This is a genomic window from Niallia sp. Man26, from assembly GCF_022049065.2.
Taxonomy (GTDB): domain Bacteria; phylum Bacillota; class Bacilli; order Bacillales; family Cytobacillaceae; genus Niallia.
In genome coordinates, this window is sequence record NZ_CP095743.1 from 3,765,533 (window position 1) to 3,787,628 (window position 22,096).

Below are 22,096 nucleotides of genomic sequence, written 5' to 3' on the forward strand. Positions count from 1 at the left end.
GTTGGAAAAATTATTGTTTGTTTCCAGTTAATCTGCTAATGTCTAGAAGAAAGCATTACTATAAAATGAAGACTAACACGGAGGTACAGCCAGTGATAAAATTTATTTTCATAAAAGCATTGGTCATGTTCCTCCTTCTTATAACCATCCTTTTTATCTGCAGGAGAATTCTCGCAAATAATATGCTTAAGAAGCATAGAATTCAATCACAAAATGGGATTGATCAGGAACTGACAATTAATATTGGCGGAATAGAACAATACTTATATATAAGAGGACAGCATACTGGCAATCCAGTTATTCTTTTTCTTCATGGTGGACCAGGCATTTCGATGACTCCTGTGCTGCATACGTATCAATATGAATGGGAGCAGGATTATACCATTGTAAATTGGGATCAGCGAAATACAGGCAGGACGTATTTTCTGAACAAAAAGAATGCAGCTGATGTCCTTGCTACATTATCCGCCGACCGGCTTGTTGAGGATATTCATGAAATCACCCTCTATTTAGCAAAGCGCTTTAACCAGCAAAACATCATAATAATGGGACACTCATGGGGTACGATTATCGGCAGCATGTTTGTCCAACGCTACCCTGAACTGACAAAAGCTTATATCAGCATCTCTCAAATCGTTCATTTAAATGAAGGTGCTGCACTTATGGCAGCTGAAATACGAAAGAAAGCTCTTGTACAAGGGGAATCAAAGGATGCTGAGATTTTGGACCGTTTGCAAAAAGGCTTGCATGACAGTCTTAAAGCAACCGAAGCTGCAGTTCTAAAAATGTATAAGGTTGCAAAGAAGTATATTTCTTACGTAGAGGATTCTTTTATTTTCATAAAGGCTGGAATAGTTTCGCCTTACTTTTCTCTTAGGCATTTAACCTATTTTCTCAAGATGGAAAAGCTTCAAGCTCCCTTATCGAAATATGCAATGAGATACGATTTGCGGAAGCTTCCTTCGAACTACCATGTACCTGTCATTTACATGGTTGGTGAATATGATCTTCATTTTAATTACTTATTGGAGAAATATTATCCTCTCATGGAGGCACCATACAAAAAACTCATCACCATTCCAAATGCAGGACATAATGTCATGATGGATAACCCCGACCACTTTAACAGCGCTTTTCAGCAATCTTTACAGGAACTAAAACAAAAAACTTCGCTGAGCCATTAACCCTTCGAACCCTAAAGGCGGTTTTGAAGGGTTTTTTAGATGCAGTAAAAGTGATTGTGACTGTTATTTCTGTCTGTCTTATTCATCAAAATAATCTCTTTCCCACTCCTCTAAAGGAATGTGCTGATATCTTTTCAATTCAAGCTTGTTCGCACTTATAAACTCTACACCCTCACTTTCCAAAAACTGCTTTTGCATAGCACTTCCTTCCTCCTGTTTTATCACTATCTCACCTTTCGCGTTGACGACCCGGTGCCAAGGAAGATTGTGCTTTCTGCTAGAAGTGTGCAGAATTCTTACGACCTGTCTTGCACCTCTCGGGCTCCCTGCTGCTTTTGCTATTTGGCCATATGTCATGATCTTTCCATATGGAATAGCTTGAATGATTTCAATTACCTTCTCTGTAAATGGTGTCATAATTTTAGCCTTTGCCTTTATTTTTTTACATTAACACTTCCATTCTAAGTAAAAACTCTGAAATCAGGAAATGCTATGCAGGAATTAACCTTTATATGATTAGATTAAATGAAGAGAGGGGAAAAACGCAATGAAACTGCAAGCTGGAAACTATTATTGGCCGACTACATTTCCAGAAGCACCTGTCTATCCTTCATTAGAGGAGGACATTAACTGTGATGTGCTGATTGTTGGCGGCGGTAGCTCTGGTGCCCAATGTGCCCACTACTTAAAGGATACAGGCTTGAATGTTGCTGTAGTGGACAAAAGGAGGATTGGAGAAGGCAGCACTTCAACAAACACGGCTCTGATTCAATACCTTGGCGATAAAATGCTGTTTGAGCTTGTAAACAGCTTTGGTGAGGACCTGGCAATCAGACATTTAAAGCTATGTGAAGAAGCAATCAATGATATTGAAAAGGCAGCAGCCACACTTGATATTGCCTCTGATTTCAAGCGGCGAGACAGCCTTTATTATGCGAGCTACCCAGAGGATGTTGTCAAGCTTGATAAAGAGTATGCTTATCTAACAAAGCACGGTTTTCAGGCTGATTTGCTTTCAGAAGAGGAGATAAAAGAGAAATATGGATTCAGCAAGTACAAAGCCCTTTATACATATAACGACGGCGAGCTGAACCCTTTCAAGTTCAATCACGCCCTCTTAGACGGTGCTGCCAAAAAGAAAGTCTCTATTTACGAAAACACAAGAATAAATGGCAAGAAGCTAGAAAAGGACCAAGCCGTTCTGTATACAGATAAAGGTTACTCGATTACAGCTAAACATGTAATTTTTGCTGCAGGCTACGAAAACCTAGAATTTAAACAAGAAAAAAATAGTGTACTGTCAAGCTCCTATGCTGTCATTACTAATCCGGTTGAAGATTTCTCCAGCTGGCATAAGCGCACATTGATATGGGAGACTGCCCGTCCTTACATTTATATGCGTACAACTTCAGATAACCGCATTATTATTGGCGGTTTGGATGAAAACACTGCTATTGCCGAAGAGCGGGATGCAAAAATTATCGGCCGAAAAGACAAGCTTATAAAGGAATGCAATAAATTATTCCCTGATCTAGCTCTTCAAGCAGATTACTATTTAGGTGCCTTTTATGGAGGGACACATGATGGCCTTCCGCTAATAGGGGAATACGAGGAATTTCCTAACTGCTACTTTTTAATGGCTTATGGAGATAACGGTCTTGTTTACAGCATGGCCTTAGCGAAAATTCTTCGTGAAGTTATCACTACAGGCAGTCATCCAGACCTTGCAATATACATGAGGTAAAAATGAATAAAAGGCACATTAAAGAATAAGTGACTCCCTTTAGTGCGCCTTTACCCCTGATTATGTTATGTTCCTTGCTTGCCTTTTAAAGGGCCCCACCATGATTCATTAGCCAAATACCAATCAACTGTTTCTTTAATGCCGGTCTCAAAAGAATATATTGGTTTCCAGCCTAATTCTTTCTCCAGCTTTTCCGGATTGACAGCATATCGATAATCATGACCAGGCCGATCCTTTACATATAGCAGCCTTTTTTCTGGCAGCTTTAATTCCTTCATGATTAACTGCGCTATTTCATTATTGGTCTTTTCTGTTCTTGCGCCGATATTATAAACTTCCCCTTTTTTTCCTTTGCGCAGAACAAGGTCAATTGCAGCACAATGGTCTTTAACATGAATCCAATCGCGGATATTTTTTCCATCCCCATAAACAGGAAGCCTCTCCCCATTCACACCATTTGTAATCAAAAGCGGAATGAGCTTTTCAGGAAACTGATATGGCCCATAATTATTAGAGCATCTTGTTATATTTACATCTAAACCATACGTTTTATAATAGGAGCGAACAAGCATATCGCTTGCTGCTTTACTTGCCGCATATGGACTGTTTGGAGCAATGGCGCTGCCTTCTGTAAAATAGCCAGATTCGCCAAGACTTCCATAAACCTCATCTGTAGAAATATGCACAAACCGGCCAACTCCCTTTATCTTTGCTGCCTCCAGCAAAACTAGCGTCCCTTGCACATTTGTTTCCACGAAAGCACCCGGATTAATAATGCTTCTGTCTACATGCGATTCTGCAGCAAAATGGACAATTCCATCAATACTATAAACATCAAGCAAATGATTAACAAGCTCTCGATTCGTAATGCTGCCATGAACAAACTTATGGCGAGGATTTCCCTTTAAATCCGCCAAGCTGTTTAAATTACCTGCATACGTCAGCAAGTCGAGATTAACAATAATCATATTTGGATATGTATCAAGCATATGACGGACAAAATTACTGCCAATAAAGCCGGCTCCGCCTGTTACAAGCAAATTCACAATGATTCCTCCCATCGGAAATTGTTATACTTCCATTGAGTCATCTATAGAAACTCTTATATTATTGAAATCAAGCATTCCCTAACAACTTTTAATTCTGAGGGTTCTCATTTATATAATACATGGTGATTGGCTGTTTTGATAAAAATTTAGTGATTTTTTAAGCCTGTATTATGCTGTACATTCTGGCTAGAAAATTACTGCCACATAAAAAAAGCCGCCTTACTAAAGGCAGCTTACCAAAACCATCAATGTCCGCCAAGATAGGCTTGCTTTAAATCATCACTTTCTAACAGCTCGGCGGCTGTCCCTGACAGCACAACCTTGCCTGTTTCGATGACATAGCCTCTGTTTGCAATGGACAGAGCCATATTGGCGTTTTGTTCGACTAATAATATGGTAGTTCCTGTTGCATTTATTTCCTGAATAACTTTAAATATTGTTTTTACAAACAGCGGCGCTAAGCCCATGGAAGGTTCATCAAGCAAAAGCAGCTTTGGCCTTGCCATGATAGCTCTTCCCATTGCTAGCATCTGCTGTTCTCCGCCGGAAAGTGTTCCTGACAGCTGTTTCTTCCGTTCCAGTAATCTCGGAAACACTTCATATACTTTTTCCAAATCTTTTTTTATCTCATTTTTATCATTGCGCAAGTAAGCACCTAATTCAAGATTTTCTTCCACTGTCATGTTGGAGAAAACTCTGCGTCCTTCTGGTACGTGGGAAATACCCGCTTTAACAATCGTTTGAGCTGCTTTTCCTGAAATAGACTTGCCTAAGTACTCAATGCTTCCTTTCTTTGGCTTAAGCAGCCCTGACAATGTTTTTAGGAGCGTGCTTTTTCCTGCACCATTTGCACCAATAAGTGTGACGATTTCTCCTTCATTCACCTCGAGGCTGACTCCCTTTAATGCTTGTATATTGCCATAATAGACATTAATGTCTTCTACTTTCAGCATTATTCTGCAACCTCCTCGCCTAAATATGCTTCAATTACCTTTGGATGATTGCGGATTACATCAGGAGTACCCTCTGCTATCAGCTGTCCATGATCCAAAACATAGATGCGCTCACAGATTCCCATGACTAGAGGCATATCATGCTCAATCAACAGAATCGTCAAATCGAATTGTTTTCTAATAAATGCAATCAACTCCATGAGCTCATGTGTTTCTTGCGGGTTCATCCCTGCTGCAGGCTCATCAAGCAATAGCAGCTTAGGACCTGCTGCAAGCGCTCTGGCAATTTCGAGCCGGCGCTGCTGGCCGTATGGCAGGTTTTTTGCTTTTTCGTCTTTATAGCGGTCAAGCTGAAAAATCTTTAAAAATTCAATCGATTTTTCTTCCATTTCCTTTTCACCTGCAAAGTGGGAAGGAAGGCGGAGTATGCTGCTCAACATCGAATGCTTAGCTAAAGAATGATAGGCTACCTTTACATTGTCCAGAACAGTTAATTCATTAAACAAACGGATATTCTGGAAGGTTCTGCTGATACCGCGCCGTGTTACCTGGTATGGCTTCAAGCCCTTCAGCTTTTTTCCGTCAAAGAAAATCTCTCCTTCTGTAGGTGCATAGACACCTGTCAGCATATTGAATGTTGTAGTTTTCCCTGCGCCATTCGGACCGATAAGACCAATCAATTCACCGCGGTTAAGCTCTATATTAATTTCTGAAACGGCCTTTAATCCGCCGAATTGAATGCCTGCACCCTTCACTTGCAAAAGCACATCATTGTTTGCCATTCGAACCGCCTCCTTTCCGCTTAAATAAATCAGTGATCTCCAATGTGCCCATTAAACCTTTAGGACGATATAGCATAACAATAACGAGAACTAAGCTGTAGATAATCATCCGTGTTGATGGATAATCCTGCAGATAGGTGGAGATGATGGTCAAGAAAACAGCTGCAATCACAGAACCAGACAAGCTTCCCAATCCACCTAAAACAACATAAATTAAGATGTCAAAAGACTTCAAGAAACCGAAGTTAGTAGGGTTAATAATATAGAAATTATGTGCCTGCAGTGCGCCTGCAACCCCAGCAAACAAGGAGCCAATTGCAAATGCTGCGACTTTATAATAAGTTGTGTTGATTCCCATTGCGTCTGCAGCAATTTCATTTTCTCTAATAGAAATGGCTGCACGTCCATGCCGAGAGTTCGTAAAGTTAACAATAACTAACACTGTAATAAACAAGCAGATGAATGCAGATGTCCAAGTGGTCATATGGGAAACCTGCATCCCTGCAGCTCCGCCAACATAATCAATGTTCAAGAAAAAGATACGAATAATTTCTGCAAAGCCTAATGTAGCAATTGCTAAATAGTCTCCCCTTAGTCTTAATGTCGGGATTCCGACCAATAAGCCAGCCAGAGCTGCGACTACACCGCCTGCGATAATTGCGACAGGAAAAGGAAGCTGTAATTTCATCGTTACAATCGCAGATACATAAGCACCGACAGCAAGGAAACCTGCATGTCCAATTGAAAACTGGCCTGTTATCCCAATAACTAAATGCAAGCTGACTGCCAGCATAATATTGATCGCAATCAAGATAATCATGTTGCTGTATAAAGAATCAATTATTCCATAAGTTATTAAATATTGGATAACACTGTAGGCAATAATGGAAAGCACCAAAAACACCCAGAAACTTTTTGATTTTTTCATTGTCTTCACCTACACTTTCTCTTTCGTATTCTTACCTAAAATACCAGCTGGTCTAAAGATAAGTATCAGAATTAAGATGATGAATGCAGCAGCATCTCTCCAAAGTGAGAAGCCGAGTGCACTTACTATTGTCTCAACAAGACCTAAAATAAGTCCGCCCACCATTGCTCCAGGAATAATGCCAATACCCCCAAGTACGGCAGCAACGAAAGCCTTCAACCCTGGAATTACACCCATTAATGGCTCGATTTTTGTATAATAAGCACCGAAAATAACACCTGCAGCCCCAGCGAGAGCCGATCCGATAGCAAATGTAGCTGAGATTGTTCTATCTACATTAATCCCCATTAACCTCGCAGCATCCATGTCATGAGAAACTGCGCGCATTGCTTTTCCTGTTTTCGTCTTATGGACAATGAATTGCAGAATAAGCATCAACGTTACAGAAGTTCCTAGAATTAATAGCGACTTGCTGCTGATTTGCGCACCGAAAATTTCAAATGTTTTTGTTGGCAGTACATTCGGGTAGGCAACTAAGCCTGCTCCTCTAAAGTAAATAAATACATATTCAATTAATAACGAAACCCCGATAGCAGTAATAAGGGCCGCTATCCTAGTAGCATTTCGCAGTCTTTTATAAGCAATTCTTTCAATAATTACACCAAAAATAGCACATGCTACCATGGAAACAATCAATGCAGGGAAGAACCCCAATCCCCAGCCTGTAATGGAATAAAAGCCTATAAAGGCGCCGACCATAAAGACATCCCCGTGGGCAAAGTTGATAAGTTTAATAATTCCGTAAACCATTGTATAACCTAATGCGATAAGTGCGTAAATGCTGCCAAGGGAGATGCCGTTGACAAGCTGCTGTATCCATTCCATTTTTTCTCACTCCTTCTTCCAAAACTAACCTTTTTTTCTCCTAAAATATAAAATAGGGAGGATGCTCCCCCCCATTTTTTGAACTATTAAGGATTAACCTTTGAGTTAAAGACTTGTTTTCCATCCTTATATTCAAGCACTGTTGCAGATTTGATTGGGTTATGATTCTCATCAATGGAGACTACACCAGTGATTAAGGATAAATCTTTTGTTTCAGCTAATGCGTCTTTCACTTTCTCTGAATCTGTGCTTCCAGCCCTTTCAATTGCATCTTTCAACAAGTATACAGAGTCATAGCCAAGTGCATTGAACGCGTCAGGGCTCTTGCTGTATTTATCATTAAATGCTTTAACGAATTTTTGAATGTTTTCATCTGGATCTTCAGAAGAATAATGGTTTGTGATATACGTATTGTTCAAGTTTTCTGCACCAGCAAGTTCGATAAGCTTTGGTGAATCCCAGCCGTCTGCTCCCATAAATGGTACAGTGATACCCATTTCACGAGCTTGCTTGATGATAAGTCCAACTTCCTCGTAATAGCCTGGAATAAATACGAATTCTGGATTTTCTGACTTAATTCTTGTCAATGTAGAGCTAAAGTCAGTATCTTTTGCTACATAAGCTTCTTCAGACACAATCTTTCCACCATTTGCTTCAAATGTTTCTTTAAATGCTGCCGCTAAACCTTTCGCATAATCACTGGCACTGTCAGCAAAAATTGCTGCATTTTTAATATTCAGTTTTTCTGTTGCGAAGTTTGCCGCAACATTTCCTTGGAAAGGATCGATGAAGGATGTTCTAAAAGCATATTCGTTTACAGAGCCATCATCATTTACTGTAACGTTTGGTGCTGTTCCTGATGGAGTTAGCAATACCGTTTGTTTATCATTGGCAATCTGAACTTGTGCTACTGTATCACCGCTTGTTGCTGCACCGATGATTGCCGATACTTTATCTTGTTCAATTAATTTAAGGGCTCCGTTTGTTGCTTCTGTAAGATCTGATTTATTATCAACCTTTACAGGGACAATTTTTTTGCCGTCAATTCCGCCGTCTGCATTGATTTCTTCAATTGCTAAATCAATTCCACTTTCTAATGATTGTCCATATGATGCAACCTGACCTGATAATTCTAAATTGATTCCGAATTTTATTTCATCACTGCTTGCACCGCTGTCACCTTTTGGACTGCATCCAGCCAAGATTCCTGCCGCTAAAGCAGACGTTGCTAACAAATAACTAAGCTTCTTCTTCATGTTTGAATTCCCCTTTTGTTTAAGTATTCCGAAAATAATATCTCCAAAGCTATTTCTCTATCTCTTTGAAACATAATTGCTATTCTAGTACGCCGCTGTCTTTATTTTTAATATAATTATTAATTAGTTTAATAACTCTGAAAATTTAAGACAGTTTTGTTTAGAATTAGCGCTGCTTTCCTATTTATCGGCACTCTCTCGTTATTTATTAGAACCAAATTATTCATATTCACTAATAGTTTTTTGAAAAATGGAACTAATGTGATTATTATATTAACCTCAAATTATTGTAGAAAGCAATACCTTGATTTTACCATTTTGATGTTATATCTTTTCACAAAACGAGTTATTTACAACCTAATTCCCTTCTACCAAAGTAGATATTTGCATATAGTTTTATTATTAAATTAAAATTTGTCACATAATCTAACACTTATATTTATTAGTATAATTACATTGATATTTAAAATAACTGCATATTTCCCTATTATTAAGCATTCAGTCTATTCTATTGCTTTTAACAGCTAAAAAAGACTATTCTTCGCAAACCTTAATTTGTCATTTAACATGACATATTTTATGAACAACGGTGTTCAAAATTTTCGTAAATTTTTAAAAAAAATTTTCAAAAAAACTCATTTTTAATGAAAGATAGGGAAAAGAAGAAGTAAGAATGCGGTAGAAAGGAGAATACCAATGAAAGTATTTCCCATTATGCTGACTGCCAGCTGCCTTTTACTCACAGGCTGCAGTACAAAGGAACAAGCAAATAGTACGGAGAATACGAAGGTTTCTGCTAGCAGCAATCAAATGCAAGCAGAACAAACTGCTAACAACACAGATGCCGCCACGGAGCTTACTAATAGAGAAGTATTAACAGATATCAGAAACGAGTTGAAAATAAAAGATGCTTTGCTGCCAGAAAGCTTTCCTGTTGAGGATGGCAATTATCTTGGAGCACATATTGAGGAAAACACACAGGTTGGCTACAGCATCCGCTTTTACGAGTCTGTAGCCGAAGATTCAAATCAAGCTGGTGAGCCATTAGCAGAGTTCACAGCAACTACAGATGAGGATGCTCCTGCGTTCCCCGCTTTTGATGAAGAGAATATCCCTGAGGATATGTCTGTCGATTTAGGCTACGGCATCAACGGTATACTCGAAGGAGCAGCAGGAAGTACTTATCTTCAATGGAAGGAAGGCAGATGGGTTCTACAGATTAAAGCGGTGTCTGCTGATAATCGCGATTTACAGGTAGACGGCAAAAAGATGGTAAAATACTTAGAGGAACACGCTCTGCCTGCTCCTCATGATGAAGGCATGGTAGAGGTAAGCTATCCAAAAGGTGAAAATAATGCTGAGATTCGGATAATATGGGAGGATGACTCCACTTTATACACTCTTGCAACAACAGGGGATCCTGTTGTTGCATTGAAGATGGCTGTTTCGGTTAAATAGCAAAAAAATCCGCTGCTAGTACAGCGGATTTTTTTATATCTTCACTTTCATTTGTGTGCAATCGTCACATTGCATCATATTTTTGACGATGTCTTTGTTTCGTTCTTTAAAGACTTCATTATGAGAAGAAACCATCGCACTAGTGTTGGCGTCTGGCTGAATGAACAGCTTTGCCTTATTTACCGCATTGGCTGCATCTTGAAAAGCACCTGCAATCAGGTGAACCTTTCCATCATGCTTCAGAATGTCTCCGGCAGCATACAATCCTTCAACAGATGTTTCACTGTTGGCATTGCCGGCAATATAAAAATCATCCAACATTTTGATTTCCAGATCACTGTTCTTTAATAATGAGGAATCCATTTCATAGCCATGGTTAATGACAACCTCGTCAACATCAAGCAAACCGACTTCGTCTGTCTGATTATTTGTGACTTCTACCGAATCAATCGTATCATGACCATCCTTTGCGATAAGCTTTGTAATCGATGTGTGGAAAAGACATTCTACCTTACTTTCCATAAGCTGTGTAGCTTTAGCTTCATGTCCTTTAAAGCTGTCTTTTCTGCAAGTTATATATACCTTTTTAGCGATTGGCTCTAATTCAAGGGCCCAATCTATTGCTGAATTGCCTCCGCCTGAAATAATGACTGTTTTATCTCTGAATTGCATGAGAGATTTAACTGTATAATTCAAGTTGGAAACCTCAAATCTTTCAGCACCTTCAATTTTTATTTTTTGTGGAGTAAGTATTCCGCTGCCGACAGCAACAATAACCGTTTTTGAATAATGCTGCTCACCATTAGCTGACTCTAATATAAAACATCCCTCAGCATTTTTGCTTATAGATGTAATTTTTGTATTTAATGCGACTTCCGGATTAAACGTAAGCCCTTGTTGTACTAGCTGTTCTCTTAGCTTTTCTCCTGGAAGCGGTGTAACGCCGCCTACATCCCAGATCATCTTTTCAGGATAAAGATGAAGTTTGCCTCCAAGATGGGGCAAAAATTCAATAATTTTTGTCTTCATTTCTCTTAAACCACTATAAAAAGCAGAGTAAAGTCCTGCTGGTCCACCACCAATAATCGTCACATCGAATATTTCCGTATTTTCCATATTACTTCACTCCTATGGTTTGGAATTAAATTGATTCTCATTCTCATTTAGTATCATAACCCGTTTTTAAAATTTTTACAATGGATTATTGACAGAAATATGAAACGATAATAAGATTTACTTGTTCAAAATGATTATCATTCTCATTTATTTAATAATAGAAAATCATAGGAGGATAATGATGGGGCGACTATATACCGAGGATATAAGCATCAGCTATGGCGAACGGCTAATAGTTAAAAACCTTGATGTTGTTATACCAGATGGAAAAATCACGACAATTATTGGATCTAATGGCTGTGGAAAATCAACATTATTAAAAGCAATGACGCGGATTATCCCGCACCAGTCTGGTTCTGTCCTGTTGGATGGCAAGCACATAAGCAAAATACATACGAAACAGCTTGCAAAGGAAATGGCTATACTTCCTCAAACACCGGAAAGTGTTGCAGGATTAACAGTAGGGGAGCTAGTGTCATACGGGCGTTTCCCTCATCAGAAAGGATTCGGAAAACTATCACAGCATGATATCGAGGCCATTGATTGGGCGTTAGAGTCGACCAATACAAAGGAATTCAAGGACAGATCTGTAGATGCCTTGTCAGGCGGTCAAAGACAGCGTGCATGGATTGCAATGGCACTTGCCCAAGAAACAGATATTATCTTTCTTGATGAACCGACAACTTATTTAGATATGGCACATCAATTAGAAGTGCTCGAATTGCTCCAGAAGCTTAATGAAGAACAAGGCAGAACAATCGTGATGGTTCTTCATGACTTAAACCAAGCCGCGAGATTTGCTGACTATATTATAGCAATGAAAGACGGTGAGGTAGTTAAAGCTGGCAGCCCGCAGGAAATCCTTACAAAAGATATTTTACGAAAAGTTTTTCAAATTGATGCGGAAATAGGGGAAGACCCTCGCACGAAAAAGCCGATATGCTTAACATACCACCTCATAAAAGGAGACAAGAAACATGAAGAAGTCGTTATTGCCAATGATTCTAATCTTATTGCTAGTTATTAGTGCCTGTGGAAATAAGGCATCAGAAACGAACGGCAATACAGAAGATACAGACAAAAAATCTGGAACTATTACTTACCAGTCTGAAAATGGACCTGTTGAAGTACCTGCAGATCCACAGCGCGTTGTCGTATTATCCACCTTCACTGGTAACGTTATGGCACTTGGAGTAAACGTAGTCGGTGTTGATTCCTGGTCAAAGCAAAACCCAAGATTTGATTCAGAGTTGAAAGACGTAGAAGAAGTAACAGATGAAAATCTCGAGAAAATAATTGAATTAAAGCCAGATTTAATCATCGGATTATCAACTATTAAAAATGTAGACAAGTTAAATGAAATCGCTCCAACTGTCACATTTACTTATGGCAAGGCAGACTATTTAACACAGCATCTTGAAATTGGAAAGCTTCTTAATAAAGAAAAAGAAGCACAAGTTTGGGTTGATGACTTTAAACAGCGTGCAGATGCAGCTGGTAAAGAAATCAAAGCAAAAATAGGGGAAGATGCAACAGTAACTGTCATCGAAAACTTTAATAAGCAAATGTATGTATTCGGCAACAACTGGGGTCGCGGAACTGAAATACTCTATCAAGCAATGAAGCTGAACATGCCCGAAAAGGTGAAAGAAATGGCACTTGCAGACGGATACTATGCATTATCTTCAGAAGTGCTGCCTGAGTATGTAGGAGATTACTTGATTATCAGTGAATATGCAGATCAAGATAACTCTTATCAAGAAACAGAAGCATACAAAAATATACCAGCAGTAAAAAATAACCATGTATTTAAAGCAAATGCAAATGAATTCTACTTTAATGATCCTGTGACGCTTGATTATCAACTGGAATTCTTTAAAGAGCATTTTCTAGGCAACTAACTACTAGGATTGCATGCTGTGCACGTTTGTGCGCAGCATGTTTTTATACAAATCTAAACAGAAAAGATGATATAAAATGACTAATTCTATTTCGTTTGTATGGAAATTATTAATAGGTATCTCTCTTTTGATTGCTGCATTTATCATCTCCATGATCTTCGGAGCTGCCGATACATCATTAAAGGACTTATGGCTCGCCATCACTTCTGAACACCAAAATCAAAACAGCAATATACTGCGGGAAATCCGTCTTCCTAGAGAGGTTGCTGCAATTGCAGTGGGATCTGCTTTAGCCGTTTCTGGTGCTATCATGCAAGGCATAACAAAAAACCCGCTTGCTGATCCTGGTTTGCTAGGATTGACTGCAGGTGCAAATTTCGCCTTAGCTTTATCTTTAGCACTTATCCCGTCATTAAACTATTTCAGTATAATGTTAATCTGTTTTGTTGGTGCCGCTATTGGCATGGTTTTAGTAGTTGGAATCGGGATGATGCGAAAAGGAGGAAACTCTCCGCTTAAGCTTGTGTTGGCAGGATCAGCTGTAACAGCATTCCTTACTGCCATCGCTGAAGGAATCAGCCTGTTTTTTCACATCAATAAAAATGTGTCGATGTGGACTTCTGGTGGTCTGATTGGCACATCATGGGGACAGCTTAAGATTATTCTTCCTGCCATCCTTATTGGCATCGCTGTTGCCTTCTTTTTATCCAGGCAGCTTACTATCTTAAGCTTAAGTGAAGATGTAGCAGTCGGGCTTGGGCAAAAGACAGCCTTGGTTAAGGGACTGCTTTTTATTGTTATTATTATTCTGGCAGGAGCCGCTGTCGCACTTGTTGGAAATATGGCGTTTATTGGGCTGATGGTTCCACATATGGTCCGCTGGGCTGTAGGAACAGATTATCGCTTTCTTCTCCCTATTACAGCCATTGCAGGTGGAATTTTTATGCTGATGGCTGACACTGTTGCAAGGACAATGAATGCTCCATATGAAACACCTGTAGCAGCAATAATCAGTATTTTAGGTCTGCCTTTCTTTTTATTCATTGTTAAAAAAGGAGGAAGTAAATTCGCATGATATCCTCTGCATTGCTGAAAAAACAAAAACTAGTTATCACCGTGCTTGCAGCACTCATATTTTTGACTATTGGAATCTCCTTAAGTATCGGGTACGCCTCCTTCGGTCTGTCACGGCTTCTGCCGACACTGTTTGGAAATGGCACATTCTCAGAGGAATTTATTTTATATTCTGTTCGCTTGCCAAGAATTATTGTTACCTTGCTTGCAGGGGTTGCCCTCTCTCTTTCTGGAGCAATTCTGCAGGGCATCACAAGAAATGATTTAGCAGATCCAGGCATTATTGGCATTAACGCAGGCGCCGGTGTTGCTGTTGCAATCTTTTTCCTGTTTTTCCCGATTGACGCTGGATCATTTGTTTATATGATTCCAGTTTGTGCATTTGCCGGTGCTGTTGCGTCCGCCCTGCTTATCTATTTCTTTTCATACGATAAAGGCCTCGGTTTCCAGCCAACTCGTCTTGTACTAGTTGGGGTAGGCTTTTCTATGGCTTTATCAGGAATCATGGTTGTGCTGATTTCTTCTGCTGAAAGAGAAAAAGTAGAGTTCATTTCAAAATGGCTGGCAGGCAATGTTTGGGGAACAGACTGGCCGTATATTTTGGCTATGCTTCCTTGGCTGATTGTATTTATTCCTTTTACTTTATACAAAGCGAATAAGCTCGATGTTCTGACCTTCAGCGAGCCTGTTGCTGTCGGTATTGGCGCATCGGTTCAGAAGGAGAGAATAGTTCTGGCAATAGCTGCGGTCGCTCTGGCTGCTGCTGCTGTTTCCGCAACAGGAAGCATCTCCTTTATAGGATTAATGGGACCTCATATTGCGAAAGCATTAGTCGGCCCAAGGCATAAAATGTATTTACCTGTTGCACTGCTGATCGGGGGGCTTTTCCTTCTGGCTGCGGACACAATTGGCAAAAACATACTTGATCCTGACGGAGTCCCAGCTGGAATCATGGCTGCCATTATTGGCGCGCCTTACTTCATGTATTTGCTGTTCAAGAAAAAATAAGTATATCAATATAATAAAATATTTTCCTTGACTATTTAGATTTTTCCAATTAATCTAGTATACAGATATTTCAAAAACAAAAATAAAAATTTCATTTCTTATCGAGAGAGGTGGAGGGACTGGCCCTTTGATACCTCAGCAACAGATTCTGCTTAGAATACTGTGCTAATTCCAGAAGCGCAACGCTTGAAGATAAGAAGAGCCAATGTGAATGTTCGCCTCTTCTTATTTACAAGAAGAGGCTTTTTGTGTGTTTTAGGCTTATCTTCTTTCATTCCAAATAAAATAACGAAAGCAGGAGTTAATCATGACAAAAATAGTAAACCAAGGTCCATTCAGAGCAGATCACGTTGGCAGCTTATTGCGGCCTGAAAGCTTGCATAAAGCTAGAAAAGAATTTAAAGAAGGCATTATTACAAAAGATGAGCTTCGAGCTGTGGAAACAGCAGAGATTAAGAGAATTGTTGATAAACAAATCGAGATTGGCTTAAAAGCCGTGACAGACGGAGAATTTAGACGCACATGGTGGCATCTTGACTTCCTTGAGCATTTGGATGGAATCGAAGGCTATGTGCCAGAAAGCGGTTATAAATTTGATGGCGTGGAAACAGAAAAATATAATATCCGCAATAACGGCAAGATTGCTTTCAATCCAAATCACCCATTCATTGAAGATTTTAAAGTGTTTAAAGACATCGTCGGAGATCGCGCTGTTGCGAAACAAACCATCCCTAGTCCGAACCAGCTTTTTTACAGCACTATTAGAAATGAAGCTATTTATCCAAACTTAGAAGACTTCACAAAAGACGTAATCCAAACTTACCGTGACGCTATTAAAGCTTTCTATGATGCTGGTGTGCGTTATTTACAATTAGACGATGTTTATATTGCAAGACTTTCTTCGCCAGAGCATACCTTTAATGACGGAGAGTACAGCAGGGAGCATTGGATTGAGTTAGCATTGTATGTCATTAACAGCATATTGGAAGATAAACCAGAGGATCTTGTTGTTACAACCCACTTGTGTAGAGGAAACTACCAATCAACTTGGGCTTTCGAAGGAAGCTATTCTTTAATTGCACCGACTTTGCTTGCAAAAGAGAAGGTTGATGGCTTCTTCCTTGAATATGATGATGAACGCTCAGGTGACTTCAAACCGCTTGAACATATTCCTCATGAAGGAGCAAAGGTTGTTTTAGGAGTTGTGACATCTAAGTTTGGCGAATTAGAAAAGAAAGAAACATTAAAAGCCCGCATTCTTGATGCGGCAAATCACCTGCCTTTAGAGCAGCTATGCTTAAGTCCACAGTGCGGCTTTGCGTCGACACACCACGGCAATAAACTGACAGAAGAGCAGCAGTGGGAAAAGCTGCGGTTAGTAGTCGAAGTTGCCGAGGAATTATGGGAAGCTAAAGAACCAGTAACTAAATAATAAAACGGGCACTTTATTTGTCTTCCTGCTTGTTTATATCTATATTCCCATAAAAAAGGAAAGGGCAATTTGCTGCCCTTTCCTTTTCTTACGGATTTTTTACAAGCGGGAACTGAATTTTAACTATCGTTCCTTCCCCTTTTTTGCTTTCAATGTTGATTTTTCCGTTATACTTTTCGACAATATTGAAGCATATCATCATTCCCAAACCGGTTCCTTTGCTTTTCAAGGAATAAAACGGTGTCCCTAATGATTGGACTTCCTCCTCTGACATACCGCAGCCATGGTCTGTCACTTTTATTTCCACCATATCCTTTTGCAGCTCTGTTTCAATAAAGATTGGCTCACCATACGGCGATGCCTCCATTGCGTTCTTCAACAGATTGATCATCAACTGTTTAAATTCAATGGTGTTCACTAAAATATAACAATCCTTCTGTACATCACGGAGAAATATATTATTATCTCTGAGAATTCCATATGATTTTACTAAATCAGTAACGCTTTGAAGCAAGTAGTCTACTTCAACCTTCTCCAGCTTAATATCATTATCGGGTTTTGCCAGCATCAGAAATTGAGAAAGAACATGCTCTGCTGTGTTCAGCTCATCAATCATCAGGCTATAGTTCCGTTTGGAGCCTTCATCCATTTTCTCCTCTTGCTGATAGAGCTGCAGGAAACCTTTTACTACTGTTAATGGGTTCCTGATTTCATGGGCTACAGCTGCTGCTAACTGACCTGTAGTTTTCAGCCGTTCTGATTGCTGAAGCTGTTTGTAATACAATTGCTGTTTTTTTATTCGTTCATATGTTAAAAGAAAAATACAATATAATAGCGCTTGGCTTCCTAGGAAGTTAATAACATTGCCTGGAACATTTATTCCTAGCAGCCCAAATGTCTCTGCCTTGTCCATAAACAGAATGTAACCATATCCAAGCAAGTAAAGGCATATATTCATTACCATTGAAAATATGAAAAGCTGTTTATCAAAAAATAAAATGGAGATTGCCGGGATGAAACATACAAAAATAAAGGAAGACCATGTATCTGGATATACATAAAATATCGTATAAAAATAGGCCGTTCCAACGATGATGATTAAAAAATTAAGCCACCAGCCAGAAATCTTCGGATACAGCAGCAACAGCACAGATAATATGACCACTTCTACTGCATTTAAGTAATTCCCAAAGCGCAGTCCCGCTGTCTCCATGAATAAACTTGCTACCATTCCTGTCACCATGAACAGGATGATAACAGCTATAACCCCGTAATAAACCTTTACATTAAAATCCTTATATGAATTCATGTTTTATGCACCTTTTATTTAATTTCCATACATCTTTAGTCTACCAAACTGGCAAGCGCTTGAATACGTTTTTCCAGTTATTTGTTATGGTTTTTATCTGCTTCCAACTACCTTTTTTAATACTTCATCACTTTTATACACACATGCGTTAAAGTATTAAAAATTTTTATTGACGCCCACCCATATATTGCATATAATTACCACAAAATACAAGGGAATGGAGATTATGGGGATGAAAGAGTTTTTCAACAAATTATTAACTGGAATCAGTATTGGCATTGTCGTCTCATTAATACCAAATGCACTTTTAGGGGAAATTTTAAAGCTTCTGATACCTTATATACCATCCCTTCAACATGTTTATGACATCACCGTATTTGTGATGAGCCTGCTGCCTGTGCTTATTGGTGTAATGGTCGGAGTATCCTTTAAGCTCACCTCCATCCAAACAGCGAGTGTCGGCATTGCCGCGATGGTCGGGAGCGGTGTTATTCAAAAAACGGCTGATGGGCTATTTACCTTAAACGGAATTGGGGTCGTCATCAACACAGGATTAACTGCCGCTTTAACCGTATTATTTGTCCAATTAGTAGGAGACCGCCTGAAGGCATATTCTATTCTACTCTTGCCTACCTTGAGTATATTAGTGCCAGGCATGGCTGGATATCTTATCTTGCCTTACATAAAAAACACAACAGGAATTATTGGTGTAGGGGTTCAGCATGTTACTACCCTTCAACCAGTACTGATGGGAGCCATCATCTCTGTCATTTTCTGCATTATCATTTTGTCTCCCGTTTCAACCGTCGGCCTTGCGACTGTTATTTCATTATCCGGGATCGGGTCAGGTGCAGCGAACCTTGGAATTGTTGCAGCAGGCATCGGCTTGGCAATTGCAAGCTATAAAGCTAACGCACTCGGAACAGCGTTGGCACATGTGCTCGGCTCACCAAAGATTCAGATGAGGAACTTCTTTATGAAGCCTAAGATATTGTTTCCAATGCTGATAACCGCTGCTGTGCTAGGTGCATTAGCAGGATTCTTAAATATACAGGGCACTCCTTACAGTGCAGGCTTTGGGCTTTCAGGACTTGTAGGTCCGCTAAATTATATGCATTTGGCTGACGGAGGGTGGACATATAAGAATATTACCATTATGATTTCCGTATTCTTTATCGTTCCAGTCATACTCAACCTTGCCTTAATTTATATCTTTGCCAGAAAACTTAAAGTTATCAAAGCAGATGATTATAAGCTTCATTTCGACTAATAAAAAAAGCCGTTAAGGAATTTCCTTAACGGCTTTTTACTATTTTTTTTGCTTATCGCGTTACAGCAATGATTCCTTGCTCGTCATCCAGCACTAATTTAATTCCGATATAAGGATCAATATTTAAATACTCATCCATCCATAGGCGCAATGCTTCAATGATATTTTGAGCAATCAGCACTTGCTTTCGGTCATGAACATAGGATTCAGCAGAAAAGCCGTAATCATCATCGTACATAAGCTCCACTTCTACTTCATCCGGACGGACTTGCTTCTTTCTTGAAATATAAACGCAAATTGCATTTATAATATCCTGCTCTGGAATGATTAGTTTCTCCAATTATTAGCTTCCTCTCTTTTTTTCTTTTTGAAATAAACAAAGATTTTTCTGATGACGCTAATTAGAATTACGATAGCCAAAACATTAATGATTAGACCTAAAATAGACCCAAGTACACCCATATTGGCAAAAAGGCCGCCAAACAGCAATCCTGCAAGTCCACCAATCATTAAGCCTCTCATCAAGCCGCCTGAAAAGAATCCTCTGTTGTTTGATTTAGAAGTTGTTGTTGTTGAATTATTGTTCTGCTTCTTTTGAAAGAAGGAGTTCGTATTTGTGTTTGTATTGCTGTTATTATTGTTAAAGCTTCGTTTTCCAGATTTATAAGATTTCGCTTCAACCGTTGTTGTCTGTTCATGGAACACTGCATTTCCGATAGGTGAAAAGATAAGTCCAAGTGTTAATACTGCTGTTAAGAGTTTCTTCATCATTATTTGTTTCCTCCACTTTTCTATTTTTTTTGTTATGACTCGCAATATATACAGTGATTATCTACCGCTTATATTACTATTCCCCCTTTTTTTAAAAACAAAAAACCTTTACCGGATTGGTAAAGGTTTGAAAATAGTCATATTTATCCCTTTACCGTTAATGGCAAAGGTCTCGCAAACAACATTCAAGTTGCCAGTTTGGCCGGTGGCATGTAAATTGCCACGTATTGACGACGTAACTGTTAGCTACTCCCCTTTGGAGTATTCAAATGTTCATGAGCTATTAGCTCTATGATGATTCTATTTTACTAAAAAGATAGGCTACAGTCAACACTTTCGGTAGTAAAGCGAAATAACTAAAAAAAGAGTGAAAATTTAGATATTTTATCCATACAATAAACATACAAAAATGATACCATTATTTCATAACGCAACTATGTAATAAAACCTAACATGAAATTATATTATTTACTATATTTATACATGAAAAAGTAAGGAAGGGATGAGGATACATGAGCTTAGAGGCACTAAATGAACGAGTAAAAACGGATTTATCTTATATAAATTTTGGCGGACCAGATTGGATGAAGCCCCGTTCTCATAAGAATGGTCATGTTTATGACACAGTCATCATCGGCGGTGGACAATCAGGATTAGGAATTGCATTTGGTCTGCTGCGGGAACGGATCAGTAATATTCTCGTCCTAGACGAAAACCCTGAAGGCTATGAAGGTCCTTGGGATACGTACGCAAGAATGATTACATTGCGCACACCGAAAAATTTAACATCCATTGACCTTGGCATCCCTTCCTTAACCTTCCGGGCATGGTGGGAGGCTCAGGCAGGAGTGGAGGGCTGGGAACAGCTTGATAAAATCCCTCGGGGAGATTGGATGGATTATTTACGCTGGTATCGCAGAATCTTAAATCTACCTGTTATTAATGACACAAAGCTCCAACTCATTGAACCGCTTGGTGAGGGATTGCATTGCCTCCATGTTTGCAAACAAGGGAATGTTCAGGAAAAGCTGTTGGCGCGAAAAGTCATCCTTGCAACTGGAATTCAAGGCGGCGGTGAGTGGCATGTACCTTCCTTCTTATCAGAATCTTTGCCAAAAAGTCTTTATGCCCATACTTCTGAGTCCATTGATTTTACTGAACTAAAAGGGAAAAAGCTGGCTGTATTAGGAGGAGGAGCATCTGCTTTTGATAATGCCAATTACGCGCTCCAGAAAGGTGCCGGCGAGGTACATGTATTTGTCCGCAGAAAAGAGCTGCCTCGCATTAATCCAATCCGGCAAATGGAAGTTTCAGGGATGATTGAGCGTTACCCTGCCTTTTCCGACGCAGAGAAATATGCAGGAATGGCACATTTCTTTAAGCTCAACCAGCCGCCTACAAATGACATCTTCGAGCGGGCTAGCAATTGGCCAGGATTTCATCTTCATTTAGGGTCCCCGTGGCTTGAAGTTAAAGAGGAGCAAGGTGCAGCTGTTGTAACTACACCTCAAAGTAAGGCGAAGTTTGATTTCCTTATTATCAGCACTGGCCTGATAACTGATCCAGCGCTTCGCCCTGAGCTTAAATTAGTGGAAAAGCATATTACACGCTGGAAAGATTATTACCAAGCACCTAAAGATATTGCTAACCCGACTATTGATGCCCATCCATATTTAAGTAATGGTTTCTCCTTCATAAGTAAGGATAAAGCTGGAGAAGCGCTCCTTTACGGTTTGTTTGCCTTTAATTATTCGGCGCTTATCAGCTGTGGTTTGTCTGCTTCTGCCCTGTCCGGCATGCGCTACGGAATCCCAAGAATCGTTTCGGCTGTAGCAGATGAGCTGTTTCTTGATGATCGAAAGCAAAAGCTACATGATTTTCTCTCCTATGATGTAGAGGAGTTTGCAGGGGTTTGGCCTAAAAAAGAATCAGCAGCATCTACATTAAATTAAAAAGGAAGCCAAAGGCAAATTTGC

At 39.4% G+C, this 22,096-nt stretch carries 21 protein-coding genes and 1 riboswitch; of the genes, 10 read left to right on the forward strand and 11 right to left on the reverse strand.

From position 1 onward, the window contains the following. Nucleotides 1–92 precede the first annotated feature (92 nt). Nucleotides 93–1,184 carry an alpha/beta fold hydrolase gene (locus L8T27_RS18860; protein WP_237942111.1) on the forward strand — a complete coding sequence of 364 codons (1,092 nt, stop codon included), beginning with the start codon at nt 93–95 and terminating at the stop codon, nt 1,182–1,184. 78 nt (nt 1,185–1,262) lie between these two features. Here the strand turns inward: L8T27_RS18860 and L8T27_RS18865 are convergent, their stop codons facing one another. Continuing rightward, nucleotides 1,263–1,601, reverse strand: coding sequence for an MGMT family protein (locus tag L8T27_RS18865; RefSeq protein ID WP_237942112.1), 339 nt, complete (start codon nt 1,599–1,601; stop codon nt 1,263–1,265). Between the two features lie 130 nt (nt 1,602–1,731). Here L8T27_RS18865 and L8T27_RS18870 point away from each other — a divergent pair, with 130 nt between their 5' ends. Next, the gene (locus L8T27_RS18870; protein WP_237942113.1) at nt 1,732–2,928 is read left to right on the forward strand and encodes an NAD(P)/FAD-dependent oxidoreductase; all 1,197 of its coding nucleotides are present in this window, start codon (nt 1,732–1,734) and stop codon (nt 2,926–2,928) included. 65 nt (nt 2,929–2,993) lie between these two features. Here the strand turns inward: L8T27_RS18870 and rfbB are convergent, their stop codons facing one another. From rfbB to L8T27_RS18900, 6 genes are all read right to left on the reverse strand, one after another. After that, nucleotides 2,994–3,974: a dTDP-glucose 4,6-dehydratase gene (gene rfbB, locus L8T27_RS18875; protein ID WP_237942114.1), complete on the reverse strand. Its 981-nt coding sequence runs from the start codon at nt 3,972–3,974 to the stop codon at nt 2,994–2,996. Between the two features lie 248 nt (nt 3,975–4,222). After that, nucleotides 4,223–4,930, reverse strand: coding sequence for an ABC transporter ATP-binding protein (locus L8T27_RS18880; protein WP_233316047.1), 708 nt, complete (start codon nt 4,928–4,930; stop codon nt 4,223–4,225). Then, nucleotides 4,930–5,712 (reverse strand): ABC transporter ATP-binding protein, encoded by a 783-nt coding sequence (locus tag L8T27_RS18885; RefSeq protein WP_233316048.1) that lies wholly within the window; start codon nt 5,710–5,712, stop codon nt 4,930–4,932. The genes L8T27_RS18880 and L8T27_RS18885 overlap by 1 nt, the downstream gene beginning before the upstream one ends. Further along, nucleotides 5,699–6,640, reverse strand: a complete 942-nt coding sequence (locus L8T27_RS18890; protein WP_233316049.1) for a branched-chain amino acid ABC transporter permease — start codon at nt 6,638–6,640, stop codon at nt 5,699–5,701. Before L8T27_RS18890 ends, L8T27_RS18885 begins: the two co-directional genes overlap by 14 nt. Nucleotides 6,641–6,649: 9 nt before the next feature. After that, a complete protein-coding gene (locus L8T27_RS18895) occupies nt 6,650–7,525 on the reverse strand; it encodes a branched-chain amino acid ABC transporter permease (protein WP_233316050.1) in 876 nt (291 codons plus the stop codon). Between the two features lie 86 nt (nt 7,526–7,611). After that, nucleotides 7,612–8,781: an ABC transporter substrate-binding protein gene (locus L8T27_RS18900; RefSeq protein WP_237942115.1), complete on the reverse strand. Its 1,170-nt coding sequence runs from the start codon at nt 8,779–8,781 to the stop codon at nt 7,612–7,614. 696 nt (nt 8,782–9,477) lie between these two features. On the opposite strand from L8T27_RS18900, the gene L8T27_RS18905 reads away from it, so the two are divergent. Further along, nucleotides 9,478–10,239 carry a hypothetical protein gene (locus tag L8T27_RS18905; protein ID WP_237942116.1) on the forward strand — a complete coding sequence of 254 codons (762 nt, stop codon included), beginning with the start codon at nt 9,478–9,480 and terminating at the stop codon, nt 10,237–10,239. 33 nt (nt 10,240–10,272) lie between these two features. Here L8T27_RS18905 and L8T27_RS18910 read toward each other — a convergent pair whose 3' ends face one another. Beyond that, nucleotides 10,273–11,355 carry an NAD(P)/FAD-dependent oxidoreductase gene (locus tag L8T27_RS18910; RefSeq protein ID WP_233316053.1) on the reverse strand — a complete coding sequence of 361 codons (1,083 nt, stop codon included), beginning with the start codon at nt 11,353–11,355 and terminating at the stop codon, nt 10,273–10,275. Nucleotides 11,356–11,536: 181 nt separating this feature from the next. Between L8T27_RS18910 and L8T27_RS18915 the strand changes: the two genes are divergently transcribed. From L8T27_RS18915 to L8T27_RS18935, 5 genes are all read left to right on the forward strand, one after another. Further along, nucleotides 11,537–12,382 carry an ABC transporter ATP-binding protein gene (locus tag L8T27_RS18915; protein WP_233316160.1) on the forward strand — a complete coding sequence of 282 codons (846 nt, stop codon included), beginning with the start codon at nt 11,537–11,539 and terminating at the stop codon, nt 12,380–12,382. Then, the gene (locus tag L8T27_RS18920; RefSeq protein WP_233316054.1) at nt 12,333–13,256 is read left to right on the forward strand and encodes an iron-hydroxamate ABC transporter substrate-binding protein; all 924 of its coding nucleotides are present in this window, start codon (nt 12,333–12,335) and stop codon (nt 13,254–13,256) included. Before L8T27_RS18915 ends, L8T27_RS18920 begins: the two co-directional genes overlap by 50 nt. A 76-nt stretch (nt 13,257–13,332) precedes the next feature. Next, nucleotides 13,333–14,331, forward strand: a complete 999-nt coding sequence (locus L8T27_RS18925; RefSeq protein ID WP_237942117.1) for a FecCD family ABC transporter permease — start codon at nt 13,333–13,335, stop codon at nt 14,329–14,331. Beyond that, nucleotides 14,328–15,338 (forward strand): FecCD family ABC transporter permease, encoded by a 1,011-nt coding sequence (locus L8T27_RS18930; RefSeq protein ID WP_233316056.1) that lies wholly within the window; start codon nt 14,328–14,330, stop codon nt 15,336–15,338. The genes L8T27_RS18925 and L8T27_RS18930 overlap by 4 nt, the downstream gene beginning before the upstream one ends. A gap of 95 nt (nt 15,339–15,433) precedes the next feature. After that, nucleotides 15,434–15,537, forward strand: a riboswitch (SAM riboswitch). 108 nt (nt 15,538–15,645) lie between these two features. Further along, on the forward strand, nt 15,646–16,770 hold the full coding sequence (locus L8T27_RS18935) for a 5-methyltetrahydropteroyltriglutamate--homocysteine S-methyltransferase (protein ID WP_233316057.1): 1,125 nt from the start codon (nt 15,646–15,648) through the stop codon (nt 16,768–16,770). Between the two features lie 88 nt (nt 16,771–16,858). Here L8T27_RS18935 and L8T27_RS18940 read toward each other — a convergent pair whose 3' ends face one another. Then, the gene (locus L8T27_RS18940; RefSeq protein ID WP_237942118.1) at nt 16,859–18,079 is read right to left on the reverse strand and encodes a sensor histidine kinase; all 1,221 of its coding nucleotides are present in this window, start codon (nt 18,077–18,079) and stop codon (nt 16,859–16,861) included. A 232-nt stretch (nt 18,080–18,311) separates the two neighbouring features. Between L8T27_RS18940 and L8T27_RS18945 the strand changes: the two genes are divergently transcribed. Beyond that, on the forward strand, nt 18,312–19,349 hold the full coding sequence (locus L8T27_RS18945) for a PTS sugar transporter subunit IIC (RefSeq protein WP_237942119.1): 1,038 nt from the start codon (nt 18,312–18,314) through the stop codon (nt 19,347–19,349). Nucleotides 19,350–19,401: 52 nt separating this feature from the next. Here the strand turns inward: L8T27_RS18945 and L8T27_RS18950 are convergent, their stop codons facing one another. Continuing rightward, complete coding sequence (locus L8T27_RS18950) at nt 19,402–19,689, reverse strand: YxcD family protein (protein WP_233316060.1); 288 nt, start codon at nt 19,687–19,689, stop codon at nt 19,402–19,404. Then, nucleotides 19,677–20,117, reverse strand: coding sequence for a hypothetical protein (locus tag L8T27_RS18955; protein ID WP_237942359.1), 441 nt, complete (start codon nt 20,115–20,117; stop codon nt 19,677–19,679). Before L8T27_RS18955 ends, L8T27_RS18950 begins: the two co-directional genes overlap by 13 nt. Nucleotides 20,118–20,632: 515 nt before the next feature. Here L8T27_RS18955 and L8T27_RS18960 point away from each other — a divergent pair. After that, a complete protein-coding gene (locus tag L8T27_RS18960) occupies nt 20,633–22,072 on the forward strand; it encodes an NAD(P)-binding domain-containing protein (protein ID WP_237942120.1) in 1,440 nt (479 codons plus the stop codon). Nucleotides 22,073–22,096: the final 24 nt, after the last annotated feature.